At 60.3% G+C, this 12,936-nt stretch carries 11 protein-coding genes; 8 read left to right on the top strand and 3 right to left on the bottom strand.

Annotated elements, in window-relative coordinates:
• Positions 1 to 86 precede the first annotated feature (86 nt).
• The 4 genes from IB213_RS13860 (at position 87) to IB213_RS13845 (ending at position 5,645) form a co-directional block, all read left to right on the top strand.
• Positions 87 to 1,127 (top strand): pirin family protein, encoded by a 1,041-nt coding sequence (locus tag IB213_RS13860; protein ID WP_192407262.1) that lies wholly within the window; start codon positions 87 to 89, stop codon positions 1,125 to 1,127.
• A gap of 99 nt (positions 1,128 to 1,226) precedes the next feature.
• Positions 1,227 to 1,712, top strand: a complete 486-nt coding sequence (locus IB213_RS13855) for a peptidylprolyl isomerase (protein ID WP_191722278.1) — start codon at positions 1,227 to 1,229, stop codon at positions 1,710 to 1,712.
• Between the two features lie 484 nt (positions 1,713 to 2,196).
• The gene (locus tag IB213_RS13850; protein WP_192407259.1) at positions 2,197 to 4,395 is read left to right on the top strand and encodes a TonB-dependent siderophore receptor; all 2,199 of its coding nucleotides are present in this window, start codon (positions 2,197 to 2,199) and stop codon (positions 4,393 to 4,395) included.
• Positions 4,396 to 4,403: 8 nt separating this feature from the next.
• Positions 4,404 to 5,645 (top strand): PepSY domain-containing protein, encoded by a 1,242-nt coding sequence (locus IB213_RS13845; protein ID WP_192407257.1) that lies wholly within the window; start codon positions 4,404 to 4,406, stop codon positions 5,643 to 5,645.
• Between the two features lie 106 nt (positions 5,646 to 5,751).
• Here IB213_RS13845 and IB213_RS13840 read toward each other — a convergent pair whose 3' ends face one another.
• Entirely contained in the window at positions 5,752 to 6,630 is an 879-nt protein-coding gene (locus IB213_RS13840) for a gamma-glutamyl-gamma-aminobutyrate hydrolase family protein (RefSeq protein WP_191721840.1), read from the bottom strand.
• A gap of 391 nt (positions 6,631 to 7,021) precedes the next feature.
• On the opposite strand from IB213_RS13840, the gene IB213_RS13835 reads away from it, so the two are divergent.
• The 4 genes from IB213_RS13835 to IB213_RS18250 all read left to right on the top strand — a co-directional run bounded on the left by IB213_RS13835 (position 7,022) and on the right by IB213_RS18250 (position 9,523).
• Entirely contained in the window at positions 7,022 to 7,393 is a 372-nt protein-coding gene (locus tag IB213_RS13835; RefSeq protein WP_191721839.1) for an HPF/RaiA family ribosome-associated protein, read from the top strand.
• A 260-nt stretch (positions 7,394 to 7,653) separates the two neighbouring features.
• Complete coding sequence (locus tag IB213_RS13830) at positions 7,654 to 7,911, top strand: hypothetical protein (RefSeq protein WP_191721838.1); 258 nt, start codon at positions 7,654 to 7,656, stop codon at positions 7,909 to 7,911.
• Between the two features lie 464 nt (positions 7,912 to 8,375).
• On the top strand, positions 8,376 to 9,341 hold the full coding sequence (locus IB213_RS13825) for a tripartite tricarboxylate transporter substrate-binding protein (protein WP_192407254.1): 966 nt from the start codon (positions 8,376 to 8,378) through the stop codon (positions 9,339 to 9,341).
• A 56-nt stretch (positions 9,342 to 9,397) separates the two neighbouring features.
• Positions 9,398 to 9,523, top strand: a complete 126-nt coding sequence (locus tag IB213_RS18250) for a hypothetical protein (protein ID WP_255501909.1) — start codon at positions 9,398 to 9,400, stop codon at positions 9,521 to 9,523.
• Between the two features lie 99 nt (positions 9,524 to 9,622).
• Here the strand turns inward: IB213_RS18250 and gap are convergent, their stop codons facing one another.
• Both gap and tkt read right to left on the bottom strand, forming a co-directional pair.
• On the bottom strand, positions 9,623 to 10,621 hold the full coding sequence (gene gap / locus IB213_RS13820; RefSeq protein ID WP_191721836.1) for a type I glyceraldehyde-3-phosphate dehydrogenase: 999 nt from the start codon (positions 10,619 to 10,621) through the stop codon (positions 9,623 to 9,625).
• A 102-nt stretch (positions 10,622 to 10,723) separates the two neighbouring features.
• Positions 10,724 to 12,769 carry a transketolase gene (gene tkt, locus IB213_RS13815; RefSeq protein WP_192407251.1) on the bottom strand — a complete coding sequence of 682 codons (2,046 nt, stop codon included), beginning with the start codon at positions 12,767 to 12,769 and terminating at the stop codon, positions 10,724 to 10,726.
• Between the last annotated feature and the right edge of the window lie 167 nt (positions 12,770 to 12,936).

Here is a 12,936-nt window from a genome sequence, read left to right as displayed (position 1 = left end):
CCAAGCCCTTATCTTTGAGGCATTGCAACGCTGCACGTTGCCTGCCCACAGGGGGTGGGCATGGCGGCACCAAGCAGGAGCGACGCATGTCTGCATCCCCCATCATCCAAACCTTGCCGCTGGGCGCACGCTGGCCGTGCATTGACCCCTTTTTGTTCTGTGCCCACCACAACGATGCCTACCCTGCCGGTGACGGCAGCATGGGCGTGCAGGCGGTGGAGCTGCAAGACAGGCCCATGGGCAGTGATTTCAGCAACAAGGATGGTTTTTCCATGTACCACGGTGAGCACGTGCCCGGCTTTCCCGGCCACCCGCACCGGGGCTTTGAAACTGTCACGCTGGTGCGCAGTGGCTTGATTGACCACGCCGATTCGCTGGGGGCTGCCGCGCGCTTTGGCGGTGGTGATGTGCAGTGGGTGACCGCAGGTGCAGGCATCATGCACTCGGAGATGTTTCCGCTGCTCAACACCGATGCGCCCAATCCGCTGGAGCTGTTTCAGATCTGGTTGAACTTGCCCGCCAGCCACAAGATGGTCAAACCGCATTTCACGATGCTGTGGAACGAACACATTCCGCGCTTGCAGCACACGGATGACGCCGGAAAAAAGACCACGGTGACTGTGGTGGCCGGGGCGCTGCAAGGGGCTGATGCGCCCTTGTCGCCACCGCCAGAGTCTTGGGCGTCGCAAGCGGCGGCGGATGTGGCGATCTGGACCATCAGCCTGGAGCCCGGTGCACGCTGGAGTCTGCCTGCAGCCCAGGGCGCGCAAACCCGCCGCATGCTGTACTGGTTTGTGGGCAGCCGTTTGCGCGTGGAAGGCGAAAACCTGAGCGAGCATGCTGCGCTGCAGGTGGAGGCAGGCCGCGCTCTGGAGCTGGTGAACACAGGCGCCGATGTGGCTGAGCTGGTCTTGCTGCAAGGCACACCGATTGGCGAGCCTGTGGCGCAGTACGGCCCTTTTGTGATGAACACACAAGAGGAAATCATGCAGGCCATGATGGACTTTCGCCGTACCCAGTTTGGCGGCTGGCCTTGGGACAGCAATGCCCCTGTGCACGGCGCACAGCCCCGGCGTTTTGCCCGCCATCCGGGACAGACGCAGGACGAAGTGCCGACCTCTGCGTAAGGCGCTGAGACCATCCCGTGCAAGGCTTGCAGGGGATGGTGGACAATGCAGCGCATTCCAACCATGGCGGCCAAGCCGCCATTTTTTGTGGCTATGCACATGAACATCACCAAAGACACCGCAGTTACGCTGAACTACAAGATCCATGAAATCCTCAACGGCGGCATTGCCGGTGAGTTGCTGGACAAGGGCGATGTGGCCTACCTGCACGGTGGTTACGAGAATATTTTTGCCAAGGTTGAAGCCGCTTTGGAAGGCAAGGCTGCGGGCGACACGCTGACGGTAGACCTGAGCGTGGAAGACGCCTTTGGCCCCCATGACCCCAGCTTGCAGCGCACCATTCCCAAGGGAGAGTTCCCGGCAGGCGTGAAGGTAGGTGGCCAGCTGCGCGGCACCAATGAGCAGGGCCTGCCCCAGATTTACAACGTGGTAAAGATCAAAGGCCCCGTGGTGCAACTGGACGGCAACCACCCGCTGGCTGGCAAGGCGCTGCGCTTTAGCGGCAAGGTGACAGAGGTGCGCGCAGCTTCAGAAGAAGAAGTGGCACACCGCCATGTGCACGGCGGCCACGGCCACCACCATTGAGCTCTGTGCATTGACGGCCACCACGGTGTACGCAAGCTTTTGTGCACAGCGTGGCCCCGCACGGTAGCGCCGTGCAAGCACCATCAAAAAGCCACCTGCAGGTGGCTTTTTTGCGTCAAACGCTTCTAAAAAATGAGCGTCTTGCTTCTGTTGAATAAAGAGATCAAATAGATATGCATCTGAAGTTGTTATGTCTTGCCAGATAGCTGCTATGGTTTTGGTGGGTTTTGAGAGGGCACTGTACTGAGAGCCATGCTTTTATTCGCAGCCCCTTTGTTGCTGCGCAGAGACATGTTGACGCTGATTGCGAGCGCCAGCCGTGCCATGGTTAGCAGCGTTTACGGCAACAACGAGCCGGTTGCTACAAGCGATAGTGCTATATTTTTGAGTAAGTAACCACACTCCGACAGGTGACTGGTGGTGGGGCATTTGAGGTGCTTTTAATAAAATGCATGAAAACAATTCTCAAAAGCATTTGCATCTCATGAATCATCCTGCATTTACTTTGCGACCCATCGTGGTCGCTTTGTCGTTCTGGGCCTGCGGTGGCAGCGTCTGGGCACAGACCGAAACCCCGGAGCTGGGCACCGTGACCGTAGAAGCCAGCGCTGACGCATCGGCACAGGGGCTGTCCAAGCCTTTTGCGGGCGGCCAGGTAGCCCGGGGTGGCCGTGTAGGCCTGCTGGGCCAGCAGGATGTGATGGATACGCCCTTTCAGCTGACCAGTTACACCAACCAGCTGATTCAGGACCAGCAGGCGCAAAGCGTGGCCGACGTATTGCTCAATGACCCGGCGGTGCGCAGTGCACGCGGTTATGGCAACTTCCAGGAAATCTACATGCTGCGCGGGCTGCCCATGTACTCTGACGATGTGTCGTACAACGGCTTGTACGGCTTGCTGCCACGCCAGTATGTGGCGTCAGAATTTTTTGAACGGGTAGATGTGCTGCATGGCGCCAGTGCGTTCCTCAACGGCGCTGCGCCGGGCGGGAGCAACCTGGGTGGTGCCATCAGTCTGGTGCCCAAGCGTGCCAGCAATCTGCCTTTGAGTCGCGTGACGGCTGGGGTTCAATCGAGTGGGCAGGCCACCGCAGCGGTGGACATTTCGCGCCGCTTTGGCCCAGACCAGAACACGGGAGTGCGCCTGAACGCGGTGCGCCGTGATGGAGACACGGTCGTTGACGGAGAAAGCCGTGGCTTGACAGCTTTGGGGCTGGGGCTGGACTGGCGCAGCCGCAATGTGCGCCTGTCGGCAGATGTGGGTTACCAAAATGACAAGCTCAAGGCACCACGCCCCAGCGTGACACCGGGCGCTGACTTTATTCCCGCCGTACCAGATAGCAAGACCAACTATGCCCAGCCCTGGACCTACTCCAACGCCAAGGATGTATTTGCCACGGCGCGCGCAGAGTGGGATGTGAATGACCAGATCACCGCCTGGGCGGCTGCAGGCATGCGCCGAGGCAAGGAAGGCAACTCGCTGGCCAACCCGACGATGGTGAACCTGTCTGGCGATGCGACGACGGGGCGTTTTGACAACCAGCGCGAAGACGATGTGAGCACCAGTGAGCTGGGCCTGCGCGCACGTTTTGCCACGGCAGGTGTGCAGCACCAGATGGTGGCATCGGCTTCGTGGTTCAGGCACGAGGAGCGCAACGCCTGGGCCATGCTCTGGGCGGGCCCCACGGTGCCAACCAACATTTACACCCCCTGGGGCTCGGCACGCCCGGCCACAGACTGGGGCGGCGGCAACCTGTCCAGCCCCTTGCGCGCGCAGGAAGACCGCACGAAAAGCGTTGCGCTGGCCGATACGCTGTCGTTTTACGACGAGCGTGTGCGCCTGACGCTGGGCCTGCGCCACCAGACCATTGAGCAAAACAGCTACAGCAATGCCACGGGAGCGCCCACCGGCAGCTACAAAAAATCAGCCACGACACCGGTGGTGGGTCTGGTGTTCAAGGCGTCCGAGCAACTGTCGCTGTATGGCAATTACATCGAAGGCCTGGTCAAGGGCGATACAGCCCCGCAGGTAGATAGCAGCAACCAGATCGTGGCCAACGGCGGAGAGGTGTTTTCACCCTATCGCACCAAGCAAAAGGAAGTGGGCTTGAAGTGGGAGAACCAGAATCTGGGGGCCACACTGGCGCTGTACACCATGGACCGTCCGCTCAGCCATTTGCAGCAGCAAGGCTCTCAGCTGGTGTACGGCGAATTTGGCAAACAGCGCTATCGCGGCATGGAAGTGAACGTCTTTGGTGAGCCCATCAAGGGCCTGCGCGTGCTGGGCGGGGTGTCTTTCACACAGGCCAAGCTCAAGGCCACACAAGGTGGTGTGGACCAGGGCAACACGGTCATCGGCGTGCCTAAGCACCAGATGACGCTGGGCGCGGACTGGGATGTGCCCGGCATGAGCGGTCTGTCACTGAATGCACGTGTCATTCACACGGCCAGCCAGTTTGCCAATACCGCCAATACGCTGAAAGTGGCGGCCTGGACGCGCACCGACCTTGGCGTGCGCTACCTGATGGACATGGGCAATGACCGCGTGCTGACCTTGCGCGCGCGTGTGGACAACGTGCTGGACAAGCGCTACTGGGCCTCGGTGGGCGGCTACCCCGGCTCCAACTATCTGGTGCAGTCGGCTCCGCGTACCTTTGCACTCAGTGCCAGCGTTGATTTTTGAGGTGTCTGATGCGTGAGTTATGGACGGTGGTCCACCGCTGGATGGGGCTGACAGTGGCCCTGTTTTTGATCGTTGCCGGGGCCACTGGTGCAGTGATTTCCTGGGACCATGAGATTGATGAATGGCTGAACGCCGATCTGATGCACACCCCGGGTCGTGGTGCCTTGCAGTCTCCGCTGGCTTTGGCCGCTGCGGTGCAAGATAGCGACGCACGGGCCGAAGTGTCTTACATGACGCTGGGGCTGGAAGAGGGGCATGCGGCCTCTTTTCTGGTGCGCCCCAAAGTCGATCCCGCAACAGGGCAGGCGTTTGTGCTGGACTACAACAACGTGTTTGTAGACCCGGTGACCGCACAGATCACTGGCCAGCGCGACTCCAAGAGTCTGGCGCTGAGCAAACGCAACCTCATGCCCTGGCTGCGTCACCTGCATGAAAGTCTGCACATGCCGGCCTTCTGGGGCAGTGACCGCTGGGGCTTCTGGCTCATGGGCGGCGTGGCGCTGATGTGGCTGATTGACAGCTTTGTGGCGCTGTACCTGACGCTGCCGGTGCGCGCAGCGCAGCGCTTGCGTACTGCAGATGCAGGCACTGGCCGTGCGCCACGTGCTTCATGGTGGCGGCGCTGGCAGCCAGCATGGGTGGTGCGCTGGCGGGCAGGGGGCTACAAGCTCAACTTCGATCTGCACCGCGCGGGTGGCCTGTGGGTGTGGGGCATCATCATCGTGGTGTCGTTCACATCGTTCTCTTTGAACCTGTACCGCGAAGTGTTCTACCCGGTGATGAGCACCATCTCCACCACCACGCCGGGGCCTTACGAAACGCTCAAGCCCGCGCCGTACGGCAGCTTCATCACGCCCAAGATTTCGTTTGCGCAGGCCATTGAGATTGCACAGCGCGAAGGTGAGCGGCTGAACTTTGAGCAGTCGCCCGGTGGTATCTGGTATGGCGGAGATTTTCCGTTCTACAACGTTTCGTTCTTTGACCCCAGCGATGAGCTGGGGGCCTTGGGCATGGGCTTGTCCAACATTTATGTCAGTGCTGAAACGGGCGAGGTGCTGGGCTCGCACCGTCCCTGGCATGGCACGGCGGCCGATGTGTTTGTGCAGCTGCAGCTGCCTTTGCATTCCGGACGCATTCTGGGCATGCCGGGGCGCATCATGATGTCCGTGATGGGGCTGATGGTGGTGATGCTGTCGGTGACCGGCATCGTCATTTGGGAGCGCAAACGCCGCGCACGGCGGCGCAAGTAACGGGCAGGTTATTGCATCAAAAGGAGCTATCAGCGCTTATGCTGACTAGTTTTCAAATACTTTTGTATCTGAAAACTAGTCTGTGCAAGCGATGGCAGCTCCTTTTTTATTTGCGCCGCAGCAAGGCACGACGCAGCATGCGTGTGGCGCGGTCGCGGATCTGGAAAGGGCTGTGGCTGACGCCGGGGCGCGTTTTGGCGCGTTCACAAGCGCTCAGGAAATCTTGCAGCAGCACGCTGTCATCCAGAGTGGGCGAATCCGGGTTGCTGAACTCTGGATGCCACTGGGTGGCCGCAATATAGCTTTTGCCGGTGTGGCCACGGTGGCGGTAAATGGCCTCGGGAATGTGGTCGGGCACGCTCCAGGCTTCCACATCAAAACCGGGTGCCACGTCTTTGATGGCCTGATGGTGGATGCTGTTGACACGCGCCATATAGGTGTTGGGGTACAGCTCGGCCAGGCGTGAACCTTGGACGATGTGCACATCGTGCTGGTGCCTGTCGTAGGTGCTGGCATTGCGGTGCAGCTGTGCGCCGGGCACCTGCGTGGCGATGTCCTGGTACAGCGTGCCACCAAAGGCCACATTGATGAGCTGCAGCCCCCGGCATACGCCAAAAATAGGCTTGCCAGCTTGGCTGAACGCCTCGACCACGGCCAGGTCATACAGATCACGCACCCGGTCGCCCAGCCACTCAGGGCGCAGCGGCTCTTCGCCATAGCTGCCGGGCCACACATCAGCACCGCCGTGCATGACCACGCCGTCCAGCCAGTCTGCGTAGTGCGACAGCGTCACGTCGCCCTTGGCTGTTTCACCGGTCGGGCAGGGCACCATGACCACCATGGCCCCGGCGGACATGATCCAGTGGGCGATCGATTGCTCGACGTATTGCAGGGTCTTGCCTGTGAACAGCGGGCGGCTGGGGTCCGCGTGCGAAAAACAGGCGGAAAGGCCGATCTTGAGGCGGCGCGATGCAGGCAGGGACATAGGGTGCTGTTCAGGGGTGGTGGCGCTGCCACTGTTTTACCTGCCCGGACCGGCTTTGTCATGTAGGAGAGTCACCGCACCCGTCGAATGCAGGCAGGCAATCCATGCAGTGCAGGGGCTCTGCTGCTATCTTTTTAAAGGTAATAAAACAATATAAAACAGCCAATGCGCAGTCATCTGACTACGGTGGAGGCGGGTGCATATCCGTTGACGGGTGTCAAGTAGTCGCACCGGGCTGACTTGCAAGCTGCATTTTTGGCCCCACACTGTGACCAAGGAGCAATCGCTGGCTCAGCACTGCTAGGATATAAACCGCAACCTGATTTCCGCTGGACTCAGCAAACCCCCCGCCGTGCTTTAACGGCACGGCTTTTGGTGACAAGGAGAGAGCATGCAAGTACAAGTCCATACCGACGCAACCATCCAAGGCGGCGATTCGCTGGAAGCCTGGGCCCATGAAGAGATCCACTCCAAGTTGGCACGTCTCAAAGAATATGTGGTGCGGGTTGAGGTATTTCTGACTGGCGTCGATGCACTGAAAGCTACCGGTGGCCCTGGCAAGAAATGTGTGCTGGAAACCCGGGCCAACGGCCGCCCGCCCATTGCGGTGAATGCCGAAGCCGAAAAAGTCAACGATGCCTTCAATGCCGCGCTGGAAAAACTGCGCCGCGCAGTGGAGGCGGATCTGGACAAACTGCGTGACAAGCACGGACGTGAAAGTGTGCGTGGGGTGGATGCCCCGCTGACGGGCACCGAAGGCTAAGCACGCGCACTACCTGCCTTCCTGTTAAAAAGCCATGGTCTTTCGACCATGGCTTTTTTGTTGGCGGCCTGCGATACATCGGCGCCAGTTCTGGCCGGTTGTGGCTGTAGTCAGCATGTGTTGGCTGGGCGTCAGAAAATAAACATCTGGAAACGCTTTTGCTGCAAGCCTGCCGCCTAACTGACAGACGGGTGGTCAGGCCTTGGTTACATTCGCAGAACGCATGGCGCTTACGCCTTGCGCAACGATAAGGAGGACACATGACTGCTAAAAGCGAAATGCCCACCAATACCGAAATGCCTGAGCACTTCAAGGCCCGCATTCAGGGAAAGGTGCAGCACCGCGTAGGCGATGGCCAGTTGGAGGACGTTCCGGTTGGTCAGGAAGTGCAGGTAGATGTTGCGATTGCCAGCATGGTGGTGTCATGGGTCAGTGAAGGCCAACCCGTGACGGTCACACTGGCGCGAGAAGAATTTTTGTTCTACGTGGATGAAGGCAGCATTGCCATCCTGCAGTAGCCCTTGTGGTCGTGTAGTGCTAAAAGTCGGCAGTTTGCCGGCTTTTTTTATGCCCGCATCGCAGGTGCCGCAACCGGCTGACCACTGCGTAAAAGGGTTCAAAAGTGAAGTGGCATGCGCTTTTCTGTTGAATGAACAAGGGGGGCTTGAGTGAGGTGTTGTGCGTTGAAAGCCTCTGCTCCGTTGCCCGGTTACGCGCCATAGGCACTCCAACGACGAAGCCCGTCGGCGCATGCCCCGTGTGGCTGGCCGCGCCTTGTCGTGATTGCGGTGCAACTAATGGCAGTTGCGCTGGTGCTGCACCCACAGCTGTTTTGGTGCTTTACACATAGCAAATGATTGGTTGGTGGGGGCGGGGTGTTCTCCCAGAATCCGTGGACTGCGCGCTCTGCGCTGCCTGGGGCCATAGGCCGTGAGGCGACAGTGCAGAGCGTGGTCATTTCCCTTTCTGCAAGACGTTTGTGATGCCCTCTTCTTCCGTGCTTTCCCGTTCTTTGCTGGCCGCTGCTGCTGCGCTGGCCTTCTCCACATCCGTCCAAGCGGAGCGACTGATCCGCATCGTGGTGCCGTTTGGCGCAGGTGCAACGCAGGACACGGTGGCACGCACCTTCAGCAATGAACTGGGCCAGGCGCTGGGAGCCACGGTGGTCGTAGAGAACCGCGCAGGTGCGGGGGGCAGTCTGGGTACTTCGCAGGTGGCCAAAGCGGGCCCCGATGGCAACACCTTGGTGCTGGCCGCAGCCAGCCACAATCTGGCCAGCCACCTGTACGCCAAGCTGCCGTACGACGCACAGAAAGATTTTGTCGGTGTGTCTTTCCTGGGGCGCACAGGTTATGTGGTGGGCGTGCCTGCGGCCTCGGGCATTACCTCGCTGCAAGCCTTGCTGCAGCGTGCCAAGGCCAAGCCGGGTGCGCTCAATTACGCCTCTGCTGGCAACGGCAGTGCCTCACACCTGGCCGCAGCTTTGCTGGCCGCCCGTGCGGGGGTGCAACTGCAGCACATTCCAATGAAATCCACCGGGGACGCCGTCAACGAGCTGCTGGCTGCACGCGTGGAGCTGGTCACGGGTGCCACCATCGGCATGCTGGCCTTTCAGAACGACCCGCGTGTAAAGCTGCTGGCCTATTCGGGCCAGCAGCGCTCGCGCTTCCTGCCCGATGTGCCGACCGTGGCTGAAGCCGGTATCCCCGGCTATGCGTTTGATTCCTGGCTGGGTTTGCTGGCACCTGCGGGCACACCGCCGGCCGAGGTGGAGCGCATCAATGCCGCCGTGCGCAAGGTGCTGGCCGAACCGGCGGTGCAAGAACGCCTGGCGCGTGTGGGGGTGGAAGCGGGCACCCTGCCAGCAGCCCAGTTCCAGCAACTTTTGCGTGATGACTGGGTGGCTGCAGGCCAGATCGTCCAGACAGCAGGCGGGCGCATTGACTGAGCGTTGAGTGGGCTTTTGCCCTTTTGCCCTTTTGTGCGCACCGGGTGTGCTGGGTTATGCCCGGCCGGGGTGACAAGCAACTGGATGTGGCCACCGATGCAAGGATCAGCTCTGGCCGCTGTGGGTGGCTGGGGGTGAACGGCCGCATTCTGGGGCCGGGTCAGCTCAATCTTGCGGCATGAAAAAAAGCCCGTCACCTGTAAAGATGATGGGCTTTTTTGATGGCTGTCAGCGCCTATCTGGCAGGCGCTGGCATCTGATGCTGCTTGTAATCGATAAGATTACTTGCTCACCACGCGCACCATTTCCAGGCACTTGTTGGAGTAGCCCCATTCGTTGTCGTACCAGGCCACAACCTTCACAAAGGTCTTGTCCAGTGCGATACCGGCTTCGGCGTCGAACACGGAGGTGCAGGTCTCACCACGGAAGTCGGTGGCCACCACCTTGTCTTCGGTGTAACCCAGCACGCCCTTCAAGGCGCCTTGCGACTGGGCCTTCATTTCGGCGCAGATTTCTTCGTAGGAAGCTTCAGCGTTGAGCTCGACGGTCAGGTCGACCACGGACACATCGGACGTAGGCACGCGGAAGGACATGCCGGTCAGCTTCTTGTTCAGCTCAGGAATCACCACGCCCACAGCCTTGGCTGCGCCAGTGCTGGAAGGGATGATGTTTTCCAGAATGCCGCGGCCACCGCGCCAGTCTTTGTTGGATGGACCGTCCACGGTCTTTTGTGTGGCAGTGGCTGCGTGCACGGTGGTCATCAGGCCGCGCTTGATGCCCCACTTGTCGTTCAGTACCTTGGCCACAGGTGCCAGGCAGTTGGTGGTGCACGACGCGTTGGAGATGATGTCCTGACCCGCGTAGGTCTTGCAGTTCACGCCAAACACGAACATGGGGGTGTCGTCCTTGGAAGGGGCCGACAAGATGACCTTCTTGGCACCCGCAGCGATGTGCTTGCGTGCGGTTTCGTCGGTCAGGAACAGGCCGGTGGACTCGATCACCACCTCGGCGTTCACTTCGTTCCACTTCAGGTTGGCGGGGTCACGCTCCTGGGTCAGGCGGATCTTCTTGCCGTTGACAACCAAGGTGTTGCCTTCGACCGAAACTTCACCATCAAAGCGGCCATGCACGCTGTCGTACTTGAGCATGTATGCCAGGTAGTCAGGTTCCAGCAGGTCGTTGATACCGACGATTTCGATGTCGGAGAAGTTTTGCAGTGCGGAACGCAGTACGTTACGGCCAATGCGGCCAAAGCCGTTGATACCAACCTTGATAGTCATAGTTGCCTCTTGCTATGGAAAGTGGAGATAAGAGAAAAATGAAATGGGGTGACTGTACGTAAAACACCCGCCAGAGCCAAGGCCGGGGCGGGTGTGATGTGCTTACTTGTTGCGCTGGATCGCTTCGATCACTGTGGCCGCCACGTTTTCAGTGGTGAAACCGAAGTGCTTGAACAACACGGGAGCGGGAGCAGATTCGCCGTAGGTGTCGATGCCCACGACGGCAGCGCAGCCGTACTTCCACCAGAAGTCTGTGACGCCCATCTCAACGGCAATGCGGGGCACGCCTGCGGGCAGGACCGAAGTCTTGTACGCCATGTCCTGGCGGTCAAAGGTGGTGGTGCTGGGCATGGAGACCACGCGCACGGCAATCTTTTGCTCGGCCAGCTGCTTTTGCGCAGCCAGAGCCAGCTGCACTTCAGAGCCGGTGGCAATGATCACGGCCTGGGCCTTCTTGCCCTTCAGACCGACGTCCTTGGGCTCGCTCAGCACGTAAGCGCCGCAAGCGATGTTGTCCAGGGCCTCTTCGGTCTTGGGCGAGTACGCCAGGTTCTGGCGGCTCAGCAGCAGGGCCGTGGGCTTGTTCTTTTGGCTCAGTGCCACAGTCCACGCCATCGCGGTTTCGGTGGTGTCGGCAGGGCGCCAGACGTCCAGACCAGGAATGATGCGCAGGCTGGCGGCGTGCTCAATCGACTGGTGGGTAGGGCCGTCTTCGCCCAGACCGATGGAGTCGTGGGTGAACACATGGATGACGCGCTGCTTCATCAGTGCAGCCATGCGGATCGCATTGCGGCTGTAGTCCGAGAACGTCATGAACGTGCCGCCGTAGGGGATGTAGCCACCATGCAGCGCTACGCCGTTCATGATGGCGGCCATACCGAACTCACGCACACCGTAGTTGATGTGGCGGCCAATCTTGCCGTCTTCGGTCTTGACCACGGCACCCTTGTCGTCCACGCGGAAAGCGGGGGTGGACTTGGTGTTGGTCAGGTTCGAGCCTGTCAGGTCGGCCGAGCCACCCAGCAGTTCGGGCAGCGCTGCAGTCAAGCCTTCCAGCGCCAGTTGGCTGGCCTTGCGGCTGGCCACGGTGGCGGCCTGGTCGTGCGCGTCAGAGGCAATCTTGGCTGCAGTTTCCAGGAAGTTGGCGGGCAAATCGCCGTTCATGCGGCGTGTGAACTCGGCAGCCTGCTCGGGGAAAGCTTTGGTGTAGGCCGCAAACTTCTTGTTCCAGGCAGCTTCCAGCTTCTTGCCGTTGGCCTTGCAATCCCAGTCTGCGTAAACGTCAGCAGGAATGTCGAACGGTGCCGCGGTCCAGTTCAGCTCCAGACGTGCCAGGGCAATTTCGTCGTGGCCCAGTGGCTCGCCGTGGGCCTTGGCCGTGTTGGCGCGGTTGGGCGAGCCCTTGCCGATGTGTGTCTTGCAGCAGATCAGTGTGGGCTTGGTGGCGCTCTTCTTGGCGGCAGCGATGGCTGCGTCCACCGCGTCGACGTTGTGGCCGTCTACGGCGCGGATCACGTTCCAGCCGTAGGCTTCAAAGCGTGCGGGGGTGTCGTCACCGAACCAGGGAGTGACCTGGCCGTCAATCGAGATGCCGTTGTCGTCCCACAGGGCGATCAGCTTGTTGAGCTTCCAGGCACCAGCCAGCGCAGCGGCTTCGTGCGAGATGCCTTCCATCAGGCAGCCGTCACCCATGAATACATAGGTGTGGTGGTCCACGATGGCGTGCTTGGGCTGATTGAACTCAGCAGCCAGCAGCTTCTCAGCCAATGCAAAACCCACGGCATTGGTAATGCCCTGGCCCAGCGGGCCGGTGGTGGTTTCTACACCGGGGGTCACGCCCACTTCGGGGTGGCCAGCAGTCTTGCTGTGCAACTGGCGGAAGTTCTTCAGCTCAGCCATGGGCAGGTCATAGCCGCTCAGGTGCAGCAGAGCGTAGATCAGCATGGAGCCGTGGCCGTTGGACAGAATGAAACGGTCGCGGTTGGCCCAGTGGGGGTTCACGGGGTTGTGCTGCAGGTGGCGGCTCCACAGCGCCACAGCCATGTCGGCCATGCCCATGGGGGCACCGGGGTGGCCGGAGTTTGCTTGTTGCACTGCGTCCATGGCCAGTGCGCGGATTGCGTTGGCCATCATTGGGGTGTTTGCCATGGGAAGGGGATTCCGGAGGGATTGGTTCAAAAGATGGCAGGATTTTACCGATGTGTACTGACGCCGGTTTCCATGCGATTACATAGCCCCCTGCATCGCCTACAGTGTGGGTTGCAGCGCGTGCAGACACGCGTTAGGAACTGATACGTGATAAGCCCTTTTTCTCT

The sequence above is a fragment of the Comamonas sp. CMM02 genome (genome assembly GCF_014851485.1).
In the GTDB taxonomy this organism is placed as follows: domain Bacteria; phylum Pseudomonadota; class Gammaproteobacteria; order Burkholderiales; family Burkholderiaceae_C; genus Comamonas; species Comamonas avium.
Note: the sequence above shows the minus strand (reverse complement) of the source record. Positions and strands in the feature narration are given on the sequence as shown.

Excerpts from the sequence above, each read along its gene's own strand:
- IB213_RS13835 (WP_191721839.1), top strand. The coding sequence starts at position 7,022 with ATGCAAGTACAAGTCCATACCGACGCAACCATCCAAGGCGGCGATTCG.
- IB213_RS13840 (WP_191721840.1), bottom strand. The coding sequence starts at position 6,630 with ATGTCCCTGCCTGCATCGCGCCGCCTCAAGATCGGCCTTTCCGCCTGT.
- IB213_RS13825 (WP_192407254.1), top strand. The coding sequence starts at position 8,376 with ATGCCCTCTTCTTCCGTGCTTTCCCGTTCTTTGCTGGCCGCTGCTGCT.
- IB213_RS13860 (WP_192407262.1), top strand. The coding sequence starts at position 87 with ATGTCTGCATCCCCCATCATCCAAACCTTGCCGCTGGGCGCACGCTGG.
- IB213_RS13850 (WP_192407259.1), top strand. The coding sequence starts at position 2,197 with ATGAATCATCCTGCATTTACTTTGCGACCCATCGTGGTCGCTTTGTCG.
- IB213_RS13855 (WP_191722278.1), top strand. The coding sequence starts at position 1,227 with ATGAACATCACCAAAGACACCGCAGTTACGCTGAACTACAAGATCCAT.
- tkt (WP_192407251.1), bottom strand. The coding sequence starts at position 12,769 with ATGGCAAACACCCCAATGATGGCCAACGCAATCCGCGCACTGGCCATG.
- gap (WP_191721836.1), bottom strand. The coding sequence starts at position 10,621 with ATGACTATCAAGGTTGGTATCAACGGCTTTGGCCGCATTGGCCGTAAC.
- IB213_RS13845 (WP_192407257.1), top strand. The coding sequence starts at position 4,404 with ATGCGTGAGTTATGGACGGTGGTCCACCGCTGGATGGGGCTGACAGTG.
- IB213_RS13830 (WP_191721838.1), top strand. The coding sequence starts at position 7,654 with ATGACTGCTAAAAGCGAAATGCCCACCAATACCGAAATGCCTGAGCAC.
- IB213_RS18250 (WP_255501909.1), top strand. The coding sequence starts at position 9,398 with ATGCCCGGCCGGGGTGACAAGCAACTGGATGTGGCCACCGATGCAAGG.